Source organism: Variovorax sp. 01N429, assembly GCF_056399425.1.
Genome location: NZ_JBFTRG010000001.1, coordinates 113,662 through 133,445, shown reverse-complemented (window position 1 = coordinate 133,445; position 19,784 = coordinate 113,662). Strand labels below are relative to the sequence as shown.

19 protein-coding genes are annotated in these 19,784 nt (G+C 65.1%); 7 read left to right on the top strand and 12 right to left on the bottom strand.

The features are described 5' to 3' along the window. The first annotated feature begins 8 nt into the window (after positions 1-8). Positions 9-824: a class I SAM-dependent methyltransferase gene (locus tag AC1DSF_RS00650; protein ID WP_478124792.1), complete on the top strand. Its 816-nt coding sequence runs from the start codon at positions 9-11 to the stop codon at positions 822-824. Here AC1DSF_RS00650 and rbsK read toward each other — a convergent pair. Beyond that, positions 821-1,759 carry a ribokinase gene (rbsK, locus tag AC1DSF_RS00645; RefSeq protein ID WP_478124791.1) on the bottom strand — a complete coding sequence of 313 codons (939 nt, stop codon included), beginning with the start codon at positions 1,757-1,759 and terminating at the stop codon, positions 821-823. The genes AC1DSF_RS00650 and rbsK overlap by 4 nt on opposite strands. A 126-nt stretch (positions 1,760-1,885) precedes the next feature. Between rbsK and AC1DSF_RS00640 the strand changes: the two genes are divergently transcribed. After that, complete coding sequence (locus tag AC1DSF_RS00640; RefSeq protein WP_478124790.1) at positions 1,886-2,899, top strand: Bug family tripartite tricarboxylate transporter substrate binding protein; 1,014 nt, start codon at positions 1,886-1,888, stop codon at positions 2,897-2,899. A gap of 18 nt (positions 2,900-2,917) precedes the next feature. Here the strand turns inward: AC1DSF_RS00640 and AC1DSF_RS00635 are convergent, their stop codons facing one another. Further along, positions 2,918-3,703, bottom strand: a complete 786-nt coding sequence (locus AC1DSF_RS00635) for an IclR family transcriptional regulator domain-containing protein (RefSeq protein ID WP_478124789.1) — start codon at positions 3,701-3,703, stop codon at positions 2,918-2,920. A 128-nt stretch (positions 3,704-3,831) separates the two neighbouring features. Here AC1DSF_RS00635 and AC1DSF_RS00630 point away from each other — a divergent pair, with 128 nt between their 5' ends. From AC1DSF_RS00630 to AC1DSF_RS00610, 5 genes are all read left to right on the top strand, one after another. After that, the gene (locus AC1DSF_RS00630) at positions 3,832-4,533 is read left to right on the top strand and encodes a 3-oxoacid CoA-transferase subunit A (RefSeq protein ID WP_478124788.1); all 702 of its coding nucleotides are present in this window, start codon (positions 3,832-3,834) and stop codon (positions 4,531-4,533) included. A gap of 2 nt (positions 4,534-4,535) precedes the next feature. Next, positions 4,536-5,180: a 3-oxoacid CoA-transferase subunit B gene (locus AC1DSF_RS00625; RefSeq protein WP_478125273.1), complete on the top strand. Its 645-nt coding sequence runs from the start codon at positions 4,536-4,538 to the stop codon at positions 5,178-5,180. A 22-nt stretch (positions 5,181-5,202) separates the two neighbouring features. After that, the gene (gene pcaF / locus AC1DSF_RS00620) at positions 5,203-6,408 is read left to right on the top strand and encodes a 3-oxoadipyl-CoA thiolase (protein ID WP_478124787.1); all 1,206 of its coding nucleotides are present in this window, start codon (positions 5,203-5,205) and stop codon (positions 6,406-6,408) included. A 131-nt stretch (positions 6,409-6,539) separates the two neighbouring features. Further along, positions 6,540-6,761, top strand: a complete 222-nt coding sequence (locus AC1DSF_RS00615) for a hypothetical protein (protein ID WP_478124786.1) — start codon at positions 6,540-6,542, stop codon at positions 6,759-6,761. Positions 6,762-6,794: 33 nt separating this feature from the next. Next, positions 6,795-7,172 carry a hypothetical protein gene (locus AC1DSF_RS00610; RefSeq protein WP_478124785.1) on the top strand — a complete coding sequence of 126 codons (378 nt, stop codon included), beginning with the start codon at positions 6,795-6,797 and terminating at the stop codon, positions 7,170-7,172. A 32-nt stretch (positions 7,173-7,204) separates the two neighbouring features. Here the strand turns inward: AC1DSF_RS00610 and AC1DSF_RS00605 are convergent, their stop codons facing one another. The 10 genes from AC1DSF_RS00605 to AC1DSF_RS00560 form a co-directional block, all read right to left on the bottom strand. After that, on the bottom strand, positions 7,205-7,612 hold the full coding sequence (locus AC1DSF_RS00605) for a MarR family winged helix-turn-helix transcriptional regulator (RefSeq protein ID WP_478124784.1): 408 nt from the start codon (positions 7,610-7,612) through the stop codon (positions 7,205-7,207). A 121-nt stretch (positions 7,613-7,733) separates the two neighbouring features. Further along, entirely contained in the window at positions 7,734-9,458 is a 1,725-nt protein-coding gene (locus AC1DSF_RS00600; protein WP_478124783.1) for an acyl-CoA dehydrogenase family protein, read from the bottom strand. 10 nt (positions 9,459-9,468) lie between these two features. Next, on the bottom strand, positions 9,469-11,196 hold the full coding sequence (locus AC1DSF_RS00595) for a tannase/feruloyl esterase family alpha/beta hydrolase (RefSeq protein ID WP_478124782.1): 1,728 nt from the start codon (positions 11,194-11,196) through the stop codon (positions 9,469-9,471). A 40-nt stretch (positions 11,197-11,236) separates the two neighbouring features. Continuing rightward, a complete protein-coding gene (locus AC1DSF_RS00590) occupies positions 11,237-11,965 on the bottom strand; it encodes an ABC transporter ATP-binding protein (protein ID WP_478124781.1) in 729 nt (242 codons plus the stop codon). Position 11,966: 1 nt separating this feature from the next. Beyond that, positions 11,967-13,778, bottom strand: coding sequence for a branched-chain amino acid ABC transporter ATP-binding protein/permease (locus AC1DSF_RS00585; RefSeq protein WP_478124780.1), 1,812 nt, complete (start codon positions 13,776-13,778; stop codon positions 11,967-11,969). Positions 13,779-13,933: 155 nt separating this feature from the next. Continuing rightward, positions 13,934-14,974, bottom strand: a complete 1,041-nt coding sequence (locus AC1DSF_RS00580; RefSeq protein ID WP_478124779.1) for a branched-chain amino acid ABC transporter permease — start codon at positions 14,972-14,974, stop codon at positions 13,934-13,936. Between the two features lie 30 nt (positions 14,975-15,004). After that, positions 15,005-16,147 carry an ABC transporter substrate-binding protein gene (locus AC1DSF_RS00575; protein WP_478124778.1) on the bottom strand — a complete coding sequence of 381 codons (1,143 nt, stop codon included), beginning with the start codon at positions 16,145-16,147 and terminating at the stop codon, positions 15,005-15,007. Between the two features lie 43 nt (positions 16,148-16,190). Next, positions 16,191-16,955 carry an SDR family NAD(P)-dependent oxidoreductase gene (locus tag AC1DSF_RS00570; RefSeq protein WP_478124777.1) on the bottom strand — a complete coding sequence of 255 codons (765 nt, stop codon included), beginning with the start codon at positions 16,953-16,955 and terminating at the stop codon, positions 16,191-16,193. Between the two features lie 33 nt (positions 16,956-16,988). After that, complete coding sequence (locus AC1DSF_RS00565) at positions 16,989-18,899, bottom strand: feruloyl-CoA synthase (protein ID WP_478144013.1); 1,911 nt, start codon at positions 18,897-18,899, stop codon at positions 16,989-16,991. 8 nt (positions 18,900-18,907) lie between these two features. Continuing rightward, a complete protein-coding gene (locus tag AC1DSF_RS00560; protein ID WP_478124775.1) occupies positions 18,908-19,681 on the bottom strand; it encodes a crotonase/enoyl-CoA hydratase family protein in 774 nt (257 codons plus the stop codon). Positions 19,682-19,784 lie beyond the last annotated feature (103 nt).

The window sequence follows — 19,784 nt, the reverse complement described above, 5'->3', positions numbered from 1 at the left end:
CCGAAGTCATGGAAACCGCGAACGTGCAATCTGCTGAACACCAGGGTCGTCATGGCGGGCGCAAGGAGGAAGCCGACTTGCCGGCCGAGGTGCTCGCGCCTCACGTCCCGCTGCCTGCCTATTACGGGGACGAAGCCGAGCATCAGCAGTTCCTTCGCCGCATCTTCGATGACACGGCGCCCGACTACGACCGGATCGAGCGTGTGCTGGCGCTGGGCTCGGGCCCTTGGTATCGGCGTTCGGCGCTCCAGCGGGCAGGCCTTTCCAAAGGCGCGGAGGTGCTGGACGTCGGCATCGGCACCGGGCTGGTCGCGCGCGAAGCGCTCACCCTCATTGGTCCCCAAGGCAGGCTGGTCGGTGTCGATCCAAGCCCCGGGATGATGGGAGAAGTGAAGTTGCCAGGCGTGGAACTCGTTCGCGGGCGCGCGGAGGCATTGCCTCGCCCTGATGCGAGCAGCGATTTCATCAGCATGGGGTACGCGCTGCGCCATATTGCGGACGTGAATGCGGCCTTCGCGGAGTTCTTTCGTGTGCTGAGGCCGGGTGGCCGGCTGCTGGTTCTCGAAATCAGCAAGCCCAGCGGTCGCATCGGCACTGCCGTGCTCAAGGCGTACATGCGGGGCGTCGTACCCGTCATCGCCAAGGTCGTGGCGCACCAGCACGATACGGCCGAACTCTGGCGCTATTACTGGGACACGATCGAGGCCTGTATCGCACCGGCATCCGTGATGGACGCACTGCGCATGGCCGGCTTCGTCGACGTGAAGCGCAATGCCGAACTTGGCATCTTCTCGGAATTCACGGCGGTCAAGCCGGGCATTTAAGAAGGGATGACCGTCCTGGGACGGCCTACCGGCGGCAGCCCCGAGAGTTCGTGCCGGTACGGAATGGAAGCCTGGGCGCCGGCTCGGGTCACGCACACGGCCGCCGCCTGGATGCCCAGGGCGATGCCCGCGTCGATCGCGTCGCCTCTCGCGAGTGCGGCGCACAGCGCGCCGATGAAGGTGTCGCCGGCGGCCGTGGTGTCGATGGCATTCACCTCGAGTGCCTCGAAGTGCCGGCAACCTGCAGCGTCGCAAGCGATGACGCCCTCGGCGCCCATCGTGAGGATCACGTGGACGGGCCCTCGCTCAAGCAACACCTTGGCCGCGCGCGCGGCGCTGCCCAGATCCTTCACGGCGATGCCGCTCAGGAGGGTGGCCTCGGTTTCATTCAGCACGAGGATGCCCACTTGCTGAAGCAGCGAATCAGGCAACTGACGGGCCGGTGCAGGGTTCAGCACCACCGTCACACCGGCCCCATGCGCGAGTGCTGCTGCGTCTGAAGCGGCCTCCATGGGGACCTCGAGTTGAAGCAACAGGAGTTTCGCGGGCGCGAAATCCAATGCCCATCGCCGCGCGTCTTCGGCATTCACGCAAGCGTTGGCGCCCGAAATCAGGGAGATGCGGTTCTGAGCGCTGTCGTCCACCATGATCAGCGCCACCCCCGTCGAGGCGGCGGCCGTGGCGACGTGGGTCACGTCGATGCCGTCGCTGGACATGGACGCCTTCAAAGCCATGCCGAAGTCGTCATCGCCCACCCGGCCGATCATGGCGACCTTCGCGCCCTGTCGCGCGCAGGCGACTGCCTGATTGGCGCCCTTGCCGCCAGGTGTGGTCATGAATGAATGCGCGTGCAGGGTTTCTCCTGCCGCCGGAATGCGCGGCACGCGGACGACCAGATCCATATTGAGACTGCCAAAGACTGCGATGTCGGGCATGGCTGTGTTGACTTCAGTGAAAGGTTGAATTCTCAGGGCGACCCTGGCGAAACGAAGCATTTGGGCTGACTTGCATACGGGAGCGAGCTCGCGTAACGTTCTGTAACTCGATTAACCCGCCATTCGATGATCACCAAACGCCGCCTCCTGCAGACCTTTGCAGCATCGCTCTGTACGACCGGCGCATGGGCGGACGACGCTTCCCGCACGCGCACCGCGCCGAGTCTGGCCGCGCCGCCCGTTTGGCCCTCGAAGCCCATCCGCATCCTCGTCGGATTTCCGGCCGGTGCTTCGCCGGACCTTGCAGCGCGCGCGGTGGCGGAACCGCTCTCGAAGCTTCTCGGGCAACCTGTGCTGGTGGAAAACCGGCCGGGTTCGAGCGGCAACCTCGCAGCCGATCAGGTGGCAAAGGCGCGTGACGACCACACCATCGGCGCGCTGATCAACGGCAATCTCACGATCGCAAAGCTCCTGAACCCCAACACCCCGTTCGATCCGGAGAAGGACTTCGCGCCGGTGAGCCTGATCGGCACTGCGCCTCTGGTACTCGCCGTTTCAGGCGACGCTGCCGGCACCAACGCCGAGGAGTTGCTCCTATGGGCGCGCAACCTCAGCAGCGCGGGAAAGTATGGGACTCCCGGGGTCGGGACGGTGGGCCACCTGGGCATGGAACTGCTCAAGAGCCGAACCAACATCACCGCGCAGCACGTGCCCTTCACCGGCAATCCTCAGGTCATCAACGCGATGCTTGCGGGGCAGATTCAACTGGCGCTTCTGCCGCCGGGGCTGGCCAAGCCGCATGTGAAATCAGGCAAGCTGAAGGCCGTGGGCGTGACTTCGTCCGATCGAAGCCCGCTGTTTGCCGAATTGCCGACCTTGCGTGAAGCCAATGTCCGGGGCGCGGATCTCGAGATCTGGACCGCACTCGCTGCGCCTGCGACGCTTCCGCAGACAGCGGTCGCCAAGCTGAACGCGGCGCTGGCGGAGGTCGTTCGGTCGCCGGATGTAAAGGCGCGCTTGCTCGCCGCAGGATGGCAGGCGCAAGGCGGTACCCCGCGGGCGCTGGGCTACCGCATGCGCAGCGACACCGCACAGCTGGGCGGCGTGATTCTGATGCGAGGCATTCGGTCAGACGCCTGACCGGGGCTTCAGAGGGCCTCAGAGAAGCCGCGATATCTCCGCGGCCGAGGCGAGCAGCCCCGGCAGCATGGTGTCCTGCATCACCTTTGCGCTCGTCCGGTTGGCCTGGCCGCTGATGTTGAGCGCCGCGACCGCGCGGCCTGCGCGATCCACGATGGGCGCTGCGATCGAAACCAGTCCTTCTTCGAGCTCCTGGTTGACGAGGCACCATCCCTGCTTCCGCGCCTGAAGTACCTTCGCGAAAAGTGCGTCCACGTCAGTCAGCGTGTGCTTGGTGAAAGCCTCGCGCGTGGAGGCGGCGAGCCTGTCCCGGATTTCCTGGTCTTCGAGGTCTGCGAGCAGGAGGCGGCCCATCGAGGTGCAGTAGGCCGGCAGGCGAGAGCCCACTCCGAGGCTGATGCGCATGATCTTGTGCGTGGGCACGCGCAGAACGTAGACGATATCGGTGGCGTCGAGCACGGCCGCCGAGCAGGACTCCTGCACCTGCTGCACGAGCGCTTCCATCACCGGCTCGGCGCGGTTCCAGATCGGCATCGACGACAGGTAGGCAAAGCCCAGGTCCAGGATGCGCGGCGTGAGTGTGAAATGCTTTCCGTCGCTGTGGACATACCCGAGCGTCTGTAGTGTGAGCAGGATGCGGCGCGCCCCCGCGCGGGTGAGTCCGCTCGCGGCGGCAACTTCGCTGAGCGTCTGACGCGACGTGTTGGCGCTGAACGAACGAATAACCTGGAGACCGCGTGCGAAGGACTGCACGTAGCTGTCGCCGGGTGCGGGTGCAACGGGGTGTTTCCGATGGGTTGCCATGGGTGGTGATCTTCTCTAGAATTCATTATACGAACAACTGTTCGCGTATCGAACAAATTGGCAAAAAATCGCAGCCGGCGCGTTCGACCTTTCATTCGGCTTCTTTTTCTTCCCCGGAGACAGAATTCATGATCAACAAGATCGCGCCTTCGATCGCTGATGCCATGGCCGGCATCCAGGATGGCGCCACAGTGCTGATCGGCGGCTTCGGCACCGCCGGCATTCCCAACGAGCTCATCGACGGCCTGATCGAACAAGGGGCCAAGGACCTCACCGTCGTCAACAACAACGCTGGCAACGCCGAAGCCGGCCTTGCGGCTCTCCTGAAGGCCGGACGCGTTCGCAAGATCATCTGCAGCTTCCCCCGCCAGGCCGACAGCTACGTGTTCGACGAGCTCTATCGCTCCGGCAAGCTCGAACTGGAACTCGTGCCGCAGGGCAATCTGGCCGAGCGCATCCGTGCCGCGGGAGCTGGCGTTGGCGCCTTCTTCTGCCCCACGGGTTATGGCACGCAACTGGCAGGCGACCGCGAAACGCGCGAAATCGACGGCAAGCAGTACGTGCTCGAATACCCCATTCGCGGTGACGTGGCATTGATCAAGGCCGAGAAGGGAGACCGTTGGGGCAACCTCGTGTATCGCAAGGCCGCGCGCAACTTCGGCCCGGTGATGGCCATGGCAGCCGACCGGACGATCGCCACCGTGCACGAGATCGCCGAGCTCGGCGAAATGGACCCCGAGACCATCGTCACGCCGGGCATCTTCGTCAACCGGATCGTCAAGATCGAGCGCGTCGCCACCGAGGCCGGCGGCTTCAAGAAGGCAGCATGACCATGAGCAACTACCAACGCCGCACCAAGGACCAGCTCGCAGCGCGCGTCGCGCAGGACATCTTCGACGGGGCCGTCGTCAATCTGGGCATCGGTCAGCCCACGCTGGTCGCCAATCACCTGCCCGCCGGCCGTGAAGTCATCCTGCACAGCGAAAACGGCATCCTGGGCATGGGCCCGGCGCCTGCTGAAGGCCAGGAAGACTATGACCTGATCAATGCCGGCAAGCAGCCGGTCACGCTGCTGCCCGGCGGCGCGTACTTTCACCATGCCGACAGCTTTGCGATGATGCGCGGCGGCCATCTCGACATCTGCGTGCTGGGCGCATTCCAAGTCTCGTCGACCGGCGATCTCGCGAACTGGAGCACCGGAGAGCAAGGTGCCATCCCGGCGGTCGGCGGGGCAATGGACCTTGCCATCGGCGCCAAGCAGACATGGGTCATGATGGATCTGCTCACCAAGAAGGGCGAGAGCAAGATCGTCGAAAAGTGCACCTACCCGCTGACTGGCATCGGTTGTGTCAAGCGGGTGTATTCCGATCTCGCTACCCTCGAATGCACGCCGACGGGGCTGAAGCTGATCGACAAGGTCGACGGCCTGGAGCATGTCGAACTCGAAAAACTGGTCGGCCTGCCGATCGCCATCTGAATCGACGAAGAGACACATCATCATGACCAACCAAGCCTTCATCTGCGACGCCGTTCGCACCCCCTTTGGCCGCTACGGCGGTTCGCTCGCCAGCGTGCGCGCCGACGATCTCGGCGCCGTGCCGCTCAAGGCGCTCATGGAGCGCAACAAGAACGTCGATTGGCAAGCCGTCACCGACGTGCTCTATGGCTGCGCCAACCAGGCCGGCGAGGACAACCGCAACGTGGCGCGCATGTCGGCGCTGCTGGCGGGCTTGCCGCTCGAACTCGGCGGCGCCACGATCAACCGCCTGTGCGGATCGGGCCTCGATGCGCTCGGCAGCGCGGCGCGCGCCATCAAGGCCGGCGAGGCGGGCCTGATGATCGCCGGCGGCGTCGAAAGCATGAGCCGAGCGCCTTTCGTGATGCCGAAGGCCGAGAGTGCCTTCAGCCGCGCGAACGCGGTGTATGACACCACCATCGGCTGGCGCTTCGTCAACAAGCTGATGAAGGCGCAGTACGGCGTGGATTCCATGCCCGAGACGGCCGAGAACGTCGCAACCGACTACAAGATCGAGCGCGAAGCGCAGGACCGGATGGCGCTCGCCTCGCAGCAGCGTGCCATTGCCGCGCAGAAGTCAGGCTTCTTCGACGCCGAGATCGTGCCGGTCACGGTCGCGCAGAAGAAGGGCGATCCGATCATCGTCTCGAAGGACGAGCATCCGCGCGACACCAGCCTGGAAGCCTTGGCCAAGCTCAAGGGCGTCGTGCGCCCTGACGGCACCGTGACCGCCGGCAACGCCAGCGGCGTGAACGATGGCGCGGCCGCGTTGCTGCTCGCTGACGAAGCCAGTGCTGCCAAGTACGGTCTCAAGCCGCGCGCTCGCGTGGTCGGCATGGCGACGGCCGGCGTGCCGCCGCGCATCATGGGCATCGGCCCGGCGCCTGCGACCGAGAAGGTGCTCAAGCTGACGGGCCTCAAGATCGACCAGATCGACGTGATCGAACTCAACGAAGCTTTCGCCGCACAAGGGCTGGCCGTATTGCGGCTCCTGGGCCTCAAGGACGACGATGCGCGTGTGAATATCAACGGCGGCGCGATCGCGCTGGGCCACCCGCTCGGCGCCAGCGGCGCGCGGCTCGCAACGACGGCTGTGAACCAACTTCACAAGGGCGGCGGTCGCTACGCGCTATGCACGATGTGCATCGGCGTCGGGCAAGGCATCGCGGTCATCCTCGAGCGCGTCTGACGGCGGGGGGAGCGCTTCCCGCCGTCGTGCGGAGCGCGATGAAGTAGGCGGTCCGCCGGGGGTATCGGGCTGCCGATGTAATGCAAACCTCTACGATTGCGGCGCGGCTCGGGCATGTGCAGAATTTCGGCATGTCCGCCCCGTCGCAGTCGCCCGGATCTCTCGAGGATGAAGAGCTTCATAACCTCGCATCGGGATGGCGGCTGCGCGCGATGCAGGGCGACCAGCTCGCCCATCGCATGGCGCAGGCCCTCGAGGCCGAGCAGCGCCGCAGGATCCGCGATACCGGGCTGCAAACTCTGCCGCCCGCACCATCGAGTCGCGCTTCCACGCCCTGGTGGAAATTCTGGTGACAAGCTCCTGCCACCGACTTCCTCTCTGACTGAATGATCACCATCGATTTTGGAATCGGTCTGGCCCTGCTCAGCTTGTTTGCCGCAACGTTTCTGTCCAACGTGCTTGCGCGTCGGCGAGACAGGTATCGAGAGCTTGATCCACTGATGCGCGAGGCGCGCGAACTTCTGCTGCTGGAGCGCACGGCGCCGAATCCGCAAAGCCCTACATTGACGCCCGCGCACTGGTCACGCATTGAATCGCTGCAGCCCAGTTGGCGGCGACAGGCATTTCAATCGGCGCGGACTCGCTATATCCAGGCGCGATCGGCGTTTTCGCGTCATGAGTTCAATGGCGAGCTCTACTACCCGAATCCTTCATTGATCGCTGACGCGGCCTACGACGTGCTGCGCCTGACGGAACGCTTCTAGGCCTGCACGGGCGCTGTGGCTCGCGGCTGCGGCTAGTGGTAGATCTTCTGGAGCAACCGGATCAGCGTTTCGCGCTCGCGGGGGGTGAGCCGTGCGCTGGCGTCAGCTTCGAGTTGCATGACCGTTTGCTCTGCCTCGCGAATCAGGTCTTCGCCGGCCGGCGTGAGGTAAAGGCCGATGGCGCGGCCGTCATGCGGATGCGGCCTGCGCTCGATGAGCCCGCGGCTGTCCATCGCAGCAATGAGGCTCACCAGGTTGGGCGGCAGGATGTCGAGCGTCGAACACAACTGCCTCGAAGTGGCGCCGGGATTGTGCGCGATGAGCGACAGGACCGAAAAGTCGACCTGCTTCAGTCCATAGGCTGCCATGCGCTCCGCGAACACTTGGCTCACGACCAGCCATGCGCGCCGAGCGTTGTAGCCGACGAGTGTCTCTAGCATTCGGATATCCAGTGTGTCAGGCCGCTGAGCGTGGGCACGGGCATGGATGTCGGAAGTGGGCTTCTTTCGGGAAACTGCCATGGCGCAAGCGTAACTGTCTTCGAGCTTCGAGTGGCGATTCTCAGGCGACAACTCGCGCGGTGACCGCTTCGCAGGCGCGCTTGACGATCCCGAGGCGCATCTCGAATTCCGGCAACACCCAGCGACGGAACGCCGCCGCCGAAGCGGACCAGCGAGCGTCGTCGGGCGAAGCGCTTTCGATGCGAGCCCATGCCCATGCCAGCAGGGTGAGCATGACGATCCTCAGATAGTCATCGGCCACCTCGTAGGACAACGTGGTGTCAGCCTGCGCCGCCATGGCGATGGTGGTCGTGAGATAACGAAGCTGCGCCAGCCTTCGCTGCACGTCGGCATCGACTTCGCGGGCCGCTTCCAGCTCGTCACGCAATTCGACCAGCAGCGCCGACATCCCCGCGCCGCCATCGGCGAGCACCTTGCGCACCAGCAGGTCGATAGCCTGGATCTCGTTGGTGCCTTCGTAGATCATGGTCACGCGAGAATCACGCACGATTTGCTCGATACCCCATTCGCGCACATAACCATGCCCGCCGAACACCTGCAGGCATTCGCTTGCGCCGTAGAAGGCCTGCTGCGTGCAGGCAGCCTTGAGGACGGGCGTGATGAGCGCACACCAGCGCTGTGCGCGTTCGCGTGCCTTGGGATCTGCGTCGTGGCGCGCGACGTCGAGTTGCACGGCGGTGCGATAGGCGATCAGGCGCGCCCCGTCGATCCAGGCACGCTGGGTGTCGAGGATGCGGCGAATGGCCGGATGTTCAGCGACCAGGTCCGATGGTTCGTCGCCGCGGCTGACCGGCGCGGGGCCAGGCGCGCGCATTTGCCGCCGCTCGTGTGCATAGGCATCCGCCTTCTGCCAGGCCGCATCAAGCAGGCCGATCCCCTGCAATGCGACATGCAGGCGCGCCGCGTTCATCATGACGAACATCGCGGCGAGACCTCGGTTCGCATTTCCGATCATCCAGCCTATGGCTTCATCGAAGCGCATGACGCAGGTCGAGCTGCCGTGCAGGCCCATCTTTTCCTCGATGCGCTCGCAATGAACGCCATTGCGCGATCCGTCGGGCAGGACCTTTGGCACCAGCACCAGCGACAGGCCCTTCGGCCCTGCCGGCGCGTCGGGCAGGCGGCAGAGCACCAGGTGAACGATGTTGTCCGAGAGATCGTGATCGCCGCCGGAAATGAAAATCTTGCTGCCCGACACCAGGAAGCTACCGTCCAGAACGGGCACTGCGCGCGTGCGCACCTGACCCAGATCGCTGCCTGCATGGGCTTCGGTCAGGCACATCGTGGCCAGCCATTCGCCGGTGGCGATCTTCGAGAGATAGCGTTGCTTCAACTCGTCGCTGCCGTGATGCTTGAGGCACTCGTATGCGCCGTGCAATAGCCCTGGCGCCATCGTGAGGCCGTGGTTCGCGGCACTCAGCCATTCGAAGAGCACCGCTTCGAGCACGGCAGGCAAGCCCTGTCCGCCGTCTTCAGCCGCGGCTGAGAGTGCAGGCCAGCCGGCCTCGACAAAGGCGCGATAGGCGTCGCGGAACCCCGGCGGCGTGACGACCTGACCATCGACCATGCGGCAGCCGATTTCATCGCCACCACGGTTCAGCGGCGCGATGACTTCGGCGACGAACTTGCCGGCTTCGTCGAGCACTTGCGTTTGCAGCGCAAGGTCGAATTCTGCAAAGGGCGGCAGGGCGCCCAACCGCGGAACGGCACCCAGTACGGCGTTCAAAACGAAGCCCACATCGTCGGGGCGTGGCTGGTAGTTCATGGCGATGTCTTCAATGGGCAGGCGCGCGGCATGCAAAGCTGGCGGCGGTTTCGATGTCGCCGCCCGTGTAGGCCGCAACCTGCGGATAGGGGCACAGTGGACGCGTACGGTGCGGCGACCATCCGGCTGGCGCTTCGGGATTAGCCGTCGCGGCGCCAGGGCCGCGCGCGCTCGCAACTACCCGCGCGGGCGCCTGGCCTTGCTCGACCCAGCCCACCAGCGCCGTCAGCATGTCGAACTGGTCGGTGGCCGGACCACCGGCGCAATGGTTCATTCCGGGCACGGGAAAGTAGCGCGCGAAGGCCGAGGCATCTCCGCCGTTCGCCACCTGCAGTCGCTCGTACCACTCGGCCGTGTCGTCGGACGAAAACACCGGGTCGCTCGTGCCGTGATAGACGATCAGTTTGGCGCCGCGCTCGCGCAGTACCGCAAGGTTGTCCGGCTCTGGCGGCGGCATGAAGGACATGGCCGATTCGCTGTAGATGCCGCTGCTCGCGTAGATGGTGGGTGCGTCCGTATCCATGTCGAAGCCGAGCGCGAAGGGCAGTCCGGCCGGGCGATCCGCCATCGGCGGCGACGCGAAGATGAAGGCGACCGCGCCGGCGTCGCGGGTTGCCGGACTGGCAAACTTCCACTCGCGCCAGTTGCTCCCGCTGATTCCGGCATCGAACGGAAAGGTGTTGTAGATCGGTTTTCCGAAACTGTTGTGTGCACCGGCAAACACGCTGGACAACACGGTCTTCTGCGCGCTGGTGAGACATTGCCCGTCTCGGGCGCCGATGCACGTGGGTACGTCGTTTTCGAGGTGAAAGCGCGATTTGCATGACTTCACGTCAGCGACGATTCCATCCGCAAGCCCATCCAGCGCATCGCAGCGCGCCAGTACACGGTCTGCAACCAGCTTCAGTTCCGCAGGCGTGAAAGCGGTCTGCAGATCGGGCTGGCCTGCGGACGTCGCAGCGGCCACCTTTGCGTACTGCTGTGCGCCATAGAGCTGCGCGACAGCGGCCCGAGGCAGGTTGTAGCCCGGGTCACCGGCGATGATGCCGTCGTATTGGCCTGGCGACCGTGCAGCTGCGACCATCGCGTGCCGGCCGCCGTTCGAGCATCCGCCGAAATACGAGCGATCCGGTCCGCGGCCATATGCCTTCGCAATCAGGTTCTTGGCCATGGGGGTGAGCTGTGCGACCGCGTTGTAGCCGTAGTCGAGCCGTGCTTGCAGGTCGATGCCGAAGCGCGGGCCGAGAGAACCTGCATGCCCCGCATCCGAGCTGATGACGGCGAATCCCATCTGTAGCGCAGTGCTCGTGGGCCCACCGCCACCAATGCCGCCGACGGCCGGAATCACGACACCGTCGAGCCCGCCGTTCGCCTGGTAGAAAAAGCGGCCGTTCCATTCGAGCGGGAGGCGCATCTCGAAGCCGATTGCATATCGATTGCCGTCGACCGGACTGACCCGATCGTTCATGCGGCCCTGCACCAGGCAATGAGCGGGCGCGGGTACCGTGGCATTGCCGACAGTGAGCGCGCCGGCTGGGACCGACGTGACTTGCGTATAGACCGTTCCTTGCATTGCAGCCTTGTTCGCCAAGTCGGCGCACGACAACAGCGCGCCGGGCTTTGCGGAGGTGAGCTGCGGCAAGGCACGACCAGGGTGCCCCGGGCTCGCGCAGGCGGCTGCCAATAGGGCGCAAGCGAGTGCGATCGCGCAGATCGACAGGCCTTTTCGTGCATCCATCATGCGTCTCCGGCTATGGCGCTGGTTTGCGCCGCGGTTCTCAGGCGCGCTTGGCGCCAAGATAGGTGTCGATCACACGCGAATCGCCGGCGAGTTGGCGCGCTTCGCCTTCGACGCTCACGCTGCCCATCTCGAGCACGTACCCGTGATCCGCGACTTCGAGGGCTGCGCGTGCGTTCTGCTCGACAAGGAGGATCGTCACGCCCGTCTGGCGCAGCGCGGTCACGGTGCGGAAGATCTCCTGCACCACGAGCGGCGCCAGGCCGAGGCTGGGTTCGTCGAGCATCAGCAGCGCTGGCCGCGACATCAGCGCGCGGCCCACCGCCAGCATCTGCCTTTCGCCGCCCGAGAGCGTGCCCGCGAGTTGAGCGCGACGCTCCTTCAGGCGCGGGAAGATGGTGTAGACCTCGTCGATGCGATCACGCCACTGGCGATTGCCGAGGCGCACCTGACGGAAACCGCCGAGCACGAGGTTGTCTTCCACCGGCATCGTGCCGAAGAGTTCGCGCTTCTCGGGCACCAGCGCGACGCCGAGCATCACGCGTTCCTCGAGCGACAGGCCACCAATGGCCTGGCCACGAAACTCGATGCTTCCCTTGGAAGGCAGCACGCCCATCAGCGCATTGAGCAAGGTGGATTTGCCAGCGCCGTTCGGGCCGATCACGGTCACCACGCTGCCTTCGCCCGCCTGCAGGTCGATGCCGTGCAGCACCTCGGCGCGGCCATAGCCGGCGCGCAGGTCCTTGATTCTCAGAAGGGGCGTCGTCATGTCAGTGTTCCGTTCCGAGATAGGCCGCGCGCACCTTGGGGCTCTGCTGCACTTCCGCCGGCGTGCCTTCCATCAGGTGAGTACCGAATTCCATCACCACGATGTGGTCGCAGATGTCCATCACGAGATCCATGTCGTGCTCGACCAGCAGGATGCTCATGCCCTCGCCACGCAAGGTCCGCAGCACATCGGCGAGCGCCTGCTTCTCCTTGTGGCGCAGGCCGGCAGCGGGTTCGTCCAGCAGCAGCAACGCCGGATCGGCGCACAGCGCGCGGGCGATTTCAAGCAGGCGCTGCTGACCCATCGCGAGATTGCCGGCGAGTTCCTGCAGGTAGTCGCCCATGCCGACGCGCTGCAGTTGCCGTTCGGCTTCACGAAATAGTTGGCGTTCTTCGGCGCGATCGGCATGCAGCATCGCCGCAACCGCGCCCTTGTGGCCGCGCAGATGCCCGCCGAGTGCGACGTTCTCCAGCACCGTCATGTCCGGAACCATCTTGACGTGCTGGAAAGTGCGAGAGACGCCGCGCTGGGCGATGGCCCGCGACGAGAGCCCGCCGATGGCCTCGCCGCGAAATTTCACCGCGCCGCTCGTGAGGCTCAGCACGCCCGTCACCAGGTTGAAAGTCGTGGACTTGCCAGCACCATTGGGGCCGATCAGGCCGACGATCTGGCCCGCGCGCGTCTGGAAGCTGATGTCGTTCACCGCCACCAGGCCGCCGAAGGTCTTGCGGATCGATTGGACATCGAGCACCACGTCGCCAGCGGCCGGCTTCGTTCGTGCCGGCAGATCCGCAGCGCCGTTCCAGTCGATGGGGCGTGGCGCACGCGGCAGGCGCCGGTCGACGAAGTCCCAGAGCCCATCGGGCAGGTACTTGAGGACCAGCACGATCATGATGCCGAACACGATGAGCTCGTAGCTTCCGCTCGTGCCGATGAGCTTGGGTAGCAGCACCTGCAACTGATCTTCGAGCAGCTTGACCACGCCGGCGCCCGCCATCGCGCCCCAGACATGCGCCGCGCCACCGAGCACCACCATGAACAGGTACTCGATGCCCATCTTGATGCCGAAGGGCGACGGGTTGACCGTGCGCTGGAAGTGCGCAAAGAGCCAGCCGGAGATCGAAGCCAGCATCGCGGCCAGCACAAAAATGCCGACCTTGTGCCGCAGCGTGTTCACGCCCATGGCTTCAGCCATTTGCGAACCGCCCGCGAGCGCGCGAATGGCGCGGCCGCTGCGCGAATCAAGCAGGCGGATCACCGCGAAAGTCGCGAGCAGGGCAAAGGTCCAGGTCACTGCATAGAAAACCCGCTGCTGACCAACTTCGATGCCGAAGAGAGTGAGACCCTTGACGCCCAGGATGCCGTCGTACTTGCCGAGGGCCTCAAGATTGCCCATCAGGTAATACAGCGAGAGCGCCCACGCAATGGTCGCCAGCGGCAGGTAATGCCCGGACATCCGCAGCGTGATGCCGCCGATGATCGCGGCGCTTAGTCCCGTGAGCGCAAGCCCGATGAACAGCGTGAGCCAGGGAGACAGCCCGTAGTTCACGCTCAGGTAGGCGGTTGTGTAGGCACCGATGCCGACGAAGGCTGCTTGCCCGAAGGACGTGAGCCCGCCTACACCGGTGAGCAGCACCAGCCCGAGCACCGGCAGGGTGTAGATGCCGATGTAATTGAGCTGGATGATCCAGAAATTCGGCAGCGGCAGCAGCGGCAGCACCGCGAGGAACACGACTAGCGCGAGAGGGCCCCACGTGCGCAGCCCGCTCTTGCGAGGTGCCTCGGTCGCCGGTGGATTGAGCGTAGCTTGCATATCAGTTTTCCACTAAGCGATGACTTGGCCCGCGACGCAAGTGGTGCGCCCGAGGCCAAAAACCCCGCGGAACCGGCTCTGCCGGGCCGCAGGGGTTGCCCCCGGACGGGGGGTGGCGGCCACACGAAGTGGGCAAGCCTGGGGGAGAGCTTTCATCAGTGGTCCTCATCCGAGTGGCCGCTGCGCAGCGAACGCCAGAGCAATACCGGCAGGATGATGGTGAACACGATCACTTCCTTGAACGAGCTGGCCCAGAACGAGCCGAAGGATTCGATGACGCCCACCCCCAATGCGCCGATCAGCGCACCGGGATAGCTCGCGAGCCCGGCGATGACGCCAGCCACGAAGCCCTTGAGCCCGATCAAAAAGCCCGAGTCGTAGAAGATCGTCGTCGTCGGTCCGATCAGCAAGCCAGAGAGCGCACCGATCAATGCGGCCATCGCGAAGGTGAGCTGCCCCGCGGTCTGCGTGGAAATGCCCATCAGGCGCGCGCCGAGGCGGTTCACGGCCGTGGCCCGCAGCGCCTTGCCATACAGGGTGCGCTCGAAGTACAGCCACAGCATCACGATGAGGGCAGCAGACGCGATGAAGATGATCACCGCCTGGCCATTGACATTGAGCGGCCCGATGGCAAAGCGCTCGTCCCAGAACGGCGGATTGCGAAAGCCTTCGGCGCCGAAGAAAAGCAGCCCGAGGCCAGTCATCGCGAAGTGCACGCCGACCGAGACAATGAGCAGCACGAGCGAACTCGCGCCTGCGAGAGACTGGTAGGCGACGCGATAGACCAGCGGGCCATACGCCGTGACGATGCAGATCGTCAGCAGCGCCTGCAATGCAAGCGGAAGCTGGCGCGGCGCGGCCCATGCGGAGATGGCGCAGATGACGGCAGGCACGGCAAACGTGCGCACAGCCGCCACCAGAGCGGGCGCGAGCCGCCCGCGGTGCCGCCAGGTGCTCGCCAGGTCCATGAGCGCGGCGACTCCGGCAAGGATCAGCAGCAGCCAAACCGTGCCAGGCACCTTGCCCGTCTGGAAGATCGCCAGCGTGAGTGCGCCGTAAGCGACGAACTCACCCTGTGGGATGAAGATGACGCGTGTGACGGTGAACACGAGCACGATGCCCATGCCGAGAAGCGCATAGACCGCCCCGTTCGTGAGTCCGTCCAGCGTCAGGATGCTGGCTATTGAGAAATCCATGGCGGGGCTTGCGCTCGAGTTCGTCCGTGATCAGGGTTGCGCGTCGACCTTGAACTGGCCGTTCACCACCTTGAGCATCACGCCGGTTTCGTTCGTGTAGCCCCAGTGGTTGTCGGGCGTCCAGTTGAGCACGCCATGCGCGAGCACGGTGCGACCCATGGTCTCCATGGCATCGCGCAGCGCGGCGCGGAATTCAGGCGTGCCGGGCTTGCCCTTCTTGAGCGCGATCGGAACTGCCTTTTCGAGCACCGTGAGCGCGTCGGCGCCGTGGCCCGCGAACTGGTTGCGCGAGCCCGGGCCATAGGCCTTCTCGTACTGCTGAACGAATGCGACCGCTGCCTGCTTCGACGGATGGTTGTCGGGCAGCTGCTCGGCGACGGTGGCGGGGCCCGAGACAACGAAGGTGCCTTCGGCGTCCTTGCCGGCGGTGCGCATCAGATCCTGCGTGGCGGCGGCGTGCGTCTGGTAGACCTTGCCCTTGTAGCCGCGCTCCATCACTGCCTTCTGCGGCATGCCGGCGCCGCTGCCCGAGGCGACGATCAGGATGGCGTCGGGGTTGGCCGACGTGAGCTTGAGCACCTGGGCGGTGACGCTGGTGTCGGCGCGGCCGAAGCGCTCAGCGGCGACGATCTTCATGCCGTTCTTCTCGGCTTCGGCAGTCAGCGCCTTGAGCCACAGTTCGCCATAGGCGTCGGTGTAGCCCAGGAAGCCGATCGTCTTGATCTTCTGTGCCTTCATGTGCTGCACCACGGCGTAGGCCATGACGTCGTTCGACTGCGGCAGGCGGAAAGTCCACTTGTCCTTGCCGGGGGGCAGGCCTGCTGGCGATGCGGCGAGTTGCACCGTGCCCGATTCCGCAGCCACGTCGGCCATCGGAATCGCCACCGGCGTAGCCGCCGAGCCGATGATGACGTCGACCTTGTCTTCCGTCACCAGGCGCTGGGTGTCCTTGACGCCGGTGGTCGGATCGGTCGCATCGTCGAGCATGACGACCTTGAGGTTTTCGCCCGCAATGGTCTTCGGCCACAGCGCGATCTGGTTCTTCATCGGAATACCCAGGCCCGAAGCCGGGCCGGTGAGCGGCAGCACGACACCGACCGTGAGGTCAGCATGCGCGGCGCCGAAGAGGCCGAGCACGAGCGCGGCAGCGAGGGTTGCTTTCTTGAAGTTCATGAGGACTGTCTCCTTGGGTAGCTAACAAAAACTCGGGACTTGGTCAGCGTGGGGCCATGCGAAGCGCGCCGTCCAGGCGGATTACTTCGCCGTTCAGGTGCCCGTTGGTCACGATATGGCATGCCAGTTCGGCGAACTCCGAGGGTTTGCCCAGGCGCGGCGGGAAGGGGATCGAAGCCGCGAGCGATTGCTGGACCGGTTCCGGCAGTTCCTTGAGCAGCGGGGTCGCGAAAAGCCCCGGTGCGATGGTGCAAACGCGGATGCCGTGCTGCGCAAGATCACGCGCCATCGGCAGCGTCATGCCGACCAATCCACCTTTTGACGCGCTGTAGGCCTGCTGGCCCACCTGGCCGTCGAAGGCCGCCACCGATGCGGTGAACATCATCACGCCACGCTCGCCGCCTTCGACCGGGTCGAGCTTGGCGCAGCGCGCTGCGTAGAGCCGGCTGATGTTGTAGGCGCCGATGAGATTGACGTTGACCACTCGCACGAAGTCTTCGAGCGGTGCGGGATTGCCGTCCTTGCCGACGATGCGCTTGGCGCTGCCGATGCCCGCGACGTTCATGAGGATACGAGCAGGGCCGTGCGCAGCCTCGGCCTTGTCGAGGGCCGCCGTGACGCTGTCGGCTTGCGTGATGTCGCAGACGCAGGCGATGCCGCCGATTTCGGCCGCAACTTTTTCGGCGAGAGCGGCGTTGACGTCGAGCACAGCCACCTTCGCGCCCAGCCGCGCGAGTTCGCGTGCGGTGGCTTCACCGAGGCCGGATGCCCCACCGGTGACGAGTGCTGCTTGTCCTTGGATGTTCATGGCGGTTGTCTCCTTGGGTGGTCCTTGGGTGATTTAGCGGGGTTTGAGCGTGAAGGGCAAGGTGTCGTTGTGCAAGGCCTCGGCCAATGCGGCGCGATGCTTCAGCACGGCGCGCTGGTTGATGGAGCCCTTGTCGGTCACTTCTCCCTTGTCGATCGATGGCGGCTCGGAAACGATGTGCGCGCGCGCGATGCGGTTGGCGCTGCCGGTACTCGCGGCGGCGAGCGTGTCCAGAAGTTCCTGGAACCGCGCCTGCACGGGTGCGCTTTCGACGACATCCTTCATGGAAGCGCCCTCCGGAAGGCCCGAGAGTTGCCGCACCGCCTGCGTCGGAAAGATGAGCGCGCCGACTTCCTTCAGGTTGATGCCGGTCAGCACCACGTCCTGTACGTAGGGCGCCCCGGCCGCGCTGATCCGGGCCCGCAGCGGTCCCACGCTGACGAAGGTGCCGGTGGCGAGCTTGAAGTCTTCCGCGATGCGGCCATCGAAGCGCAAGCCGCGGTGGATGTCTGCATCGTCGATCCACTGAACCGCGTCACCCGTGCACAGGAAACCTTCTTCATCGAAAGCTTCGCGCGTTGCTTCAGGGGCTCGCCAGTAGCCGGGCGTGACGTTCGGTCCGCGATAGCGCACCTCCACCTTGCCGTCGACGTCGACCAGCTTGAGCGTCATGCCCGGCGTCGGCACGCCGACATCGCCTGCGCGCACGTCGGGGCTGTTGATGAACATCGCCGAAGGGCCCGATTCGGTCATGCCGAGGCCGGTTGCCATCACGATGCGCTCGCCGATCTCCGCTTCCTGGATTTCGTGCAGCAGGTCCCAGACGGGCTGCGCCAGCGCGGCGCCGGAATAAAAGAACATGCGCACGCGCGACAGCAGCGTCTTGCGAAGCTGCGCATCTTCTTTCATGGCGTGGGCGATGGCCTCGAAGCCGGTCGGCACGTTGAAATAGACGGTGGGGGCGATCTCGCGCAGGTTGCGCAGCGTTTCTCCCATCAGTGCCGGCGTGGGCTTGCCGTCATCGATGTAGAGCGTGCCCCCGTGATAGATCGTGATGCCGACGTTGTGATTGCTGCCGAAGGTGTGGTTCCACGGCAGCCAGTCGACCAGCACCGGCGGTTCTTCGGCCAGCGAGGGCATGGATTGCGCGATCTGGACCTGATTGGCGCACCACATGCGCTGCGTGTTGATGACGGCCTTGGGCATCTTGGTCGAGCCCGAGGTGAATAGAAACTTCGTGATCGTGTCCGGCCCGGTCGCTTCCATGGCCCTGTCCACCGCGTGCGTGGCCGGTGTGGCCAGCAGGCTGTCGAAAGTGGTGATCTTGCGGCCGGCCAGATCGGGTGAAGCCGCACCGACGTCCGCCGCGCCGCCATGGCCCTGCTGCAGCACGATTTCGACGTCCGCAGGCGCGACTGCGGCGATTGCCCGGCCGAAGCGCGCGGCATCGCTCGCGAAGACGAGTCCTGGGGTGAGCGTCTCGAAAATGTGTCGCAGCTTGTCGTAGTCCTGACTGACGATGGAATAGGCAGGCGATACGGGGCAGTAGGGGATTCCGGCGTAGATGCATGCCAACGACAACTGGGCATGCTCCAGGCTGTTCTCGCTCAGGATCATGACCGGCCGCTCGGCGTTCAGCCCACGGTTCAGCAGAGCCTGCCCGATGCGCCGTGCATCCTGCAGCGCCTGCGCATAGCTGAGGTGCCGCCATTCCCCGGTGCTCCCGTCAGGAAGCTGCGCGCGCCGCGCCACGAAAGTGCGATCGGGCGCCACGTGCGCCCAGTGCATCAGGCGGTCGGTGATGCGCTCAGCGTATTCCTTGAGCGGCTCCGTCGCCTCGATGTAGCGGACGCCCGCGGCGCCTTCGCGCACGCTCACACGACGCACGCCGAAGGTCACGGGACGGTAGCGCGGCGTGATTGCCGCTGAGCGAGGGGCTTGCATGGATGACCTCAGTTTTTCTGCACTTTGCCGGCCTTGCCTTCGAGGAAGGCGCGCACCCGCTCCTTGGCCTCTGGCGCGCTTTGCGCGATGCCTGCCATCAGCGCTTCGGTGAAGAATCCGTGGTCCGCGGGTTGCTCGGAGATTCGCGGCAGCGCGTGCATCAGCGCGTAGTTGGTCAGCGGTGCATTCGAAGCCACGCGCCTGGCGAGTTCGACCGCCTTGTCCAGGGCGGTGCCTTCGGGGACGAGGTATTGAGCGAAGCCGGCGCGCTCGCCCTCTTCGGCGTTGTAGACGCGGCCCGTCATCATCATGTCGGTCATGCGGGCGGTGCCGATCAGCTTGGGAATGCGCACCGAACCTCCTCCGCCGACGAAGATGCCGCGAGAGCCTTCGGGCAGCGCGTAAAAGGTGGTCGCATCGGCAACGCGGATGTGGCAGGCACTGGCGAGTTCGAGTCCGCCGCCAACCACGGCGCCGTGGAGCGCCGCGATCACGGGCACAGGGCCGTGCTGCACGAGTTCGAGCGCCGCATGCCACATGCGCGAATGCACGAGGCCCTGGCCGGCGTCGCGCTCCTGGAGTTCCGACAGGTCGAGCCCGGCGCAGAAGTGCGGCCCTTCGCCGTCGATCACGGCTGCGCGCACGGAACTGGGCAGCTTTTCGAAGGTGTTGCGCAGGGCGAGGATCAATGCGTCGGACAGCGCGTTGCGTTTGCTGGCGCGGGTGAGGCGCACGATGGCGATGTTGTCCTGGATGTCGAGCTGGAGGTCGGTGTGGATCATGATTGCATTCCGGAGTGCGATCGATTATGGTTATAGAAAATAATCAATTCAAGCCGCATGAAGGTGTGCGGCATGAGGACTTACCCTAAGCCCCCAACCCTTG

What these genes read in the sequence shown, in the direction of transcription:
- AC1DSF_RS00565 (WP_478144013.1), bottom strand. Translation starts at nt 18,899, where the DNA reads ATGCAAGCCCCTCGCTCAGCGGCAATCACGCCGCGCTACCGTCCCGTG.
- AC1DSF_RS00570 (WP_478124777.1), bottom strand. Translation starts at nt 16,955, where the DNA reads ATGAACATCCAAGGACAAGCAGCACTCGTCACCGGTGGGGCATCCGGC.
- AC1DSF_RS00575 (WP_478124778.1), bottom strand. Translation starts at nt 16,147, where the DNA reads ATGAACTTCAAGAAAGCAACCCTCGCTGCCGCGCTCGTGCTCGGCCTC.
- AC1DSF_RS00640 (WP_478124790.1), top strand. Translation starts at nt 1,886, where the DNA reads ATGATCACCAAACGCCGCCTCCTGCAGACCTTTGCAGCATCGCTCTGT.
- AC1DSF_RS00625 (WP_478125273.1), top strand. Translation starts at nt 4,536, where the DNA reads ATGAGCAACTACCAACGCCGCACCAAGGACCAGCTCGCAGCGCGCGTC.
- AC1DSF_RS00580 (WP_478124779.1), bottom strand. Translation starts at nt 14,974, where the DNA reads ATGGATTTCTCAATAGCCAGCATCCTGACGCTGGACGGACTCACGAAC.
- AC1DSF_RS00585 (WP_478124780.1), bottom strand. Translation starts at nt 13,778, where the DNA reads ATGCAAGCTACGCTCAATCCACCGGCGACCGAGGCACCTCGCAAGAGC.
- AC1DSF_RS00590 (WP_478124781.1), bottom strand. Translation starts at nt 11,965, where the DNA reads ATGACGACGCCCCTTCTGAGAATCAAGGACCTGCGCGCCGGCTATGGC.
- AC1DSF_RS00610 (WP_478124785.1), top strand. Translation starts at nt 6,795, where the DNA reads ATGATCACCATCGATTTTGGAATCGGTCTGGCCCTGCTCAGCTTGTTT.
- AC1DSF_RS00615 (WP_478124786.1), top strand. Translation starts at nt 6,540, where the DNA reads ATGTCCGCCCCGTCGCAGTCGCCCGGATCTCTCGAGGATGAAGAGCTT.
- rbsK (WP_478124791.1), bottom strand. Translation starts at nt 1,759, where the DNA reads ATGCCCGACATCGCAGTCTTTGGCAGTCTCAATATGGATCTGGTCGTC.
- AC1DSF_RS00650 (WP_478124792.1), top strand. Translation starts at nt 9, where the DNA reads ATGGAAACCGCGAACGTGCAATCTGCTGAACACCAGGGTCGTCATGGC.
- AC1DSF_RS00630 (WP_478124788.1), top strand. Translation starts at nt 3,832, where the DNA reads ATGATCAACAAGATCGCGCCTTCGATCGCTGATGCCATGGCCGGCATC.
- AC1DSF_RS00560 (WP_478124775.1), bottom strand. Translation starts at nt 19,681, where the DNA reads ATGATCCACACCGACCTCCAGCTCGACATCCAGGACAACATCGCCATC.
- pcaF (WP_478124787.1), top strand. Translation starts at nt 5,203, where the DNA reads ATGACCAACCAAGCCTTCATCTGCGACGCCGTTCGCACCCCCTTTGGC.
- AC1DSF_RS00595 (WP_478124782.1), bottom strand. Translation starts at nt 11,196, where the DNA reads ATGGATGCACGAAAAGGCCTGTCGATCTGCGCGATCGCACTCGCTTGC.
- AC1DSF_RS00600 (WP_478124783.1), bottom strand. Translation starts at nt 9,458, where the DNA reads ATGAACTACCAGCCACGCCCCGACGATGTGGGCTTCGTTTTGAACGCC.
- AC1DSF_RS00635 (WP_478124789.1), bottom strand. Translation starts at nt 3,703, where the DNA reads ATGGCAACCCATCGGAAACACCCCGTTGCACCCGCACCCGGCGACAGC.
- AC1DSF_RS00605 (WP_478124784.1), bottom strand. Translation starts at nt 7,612, where the DNA reads ATGCTAGAGACACTCGTCGGCTACAACGCTCGGCGCGCATGGCTGGTC.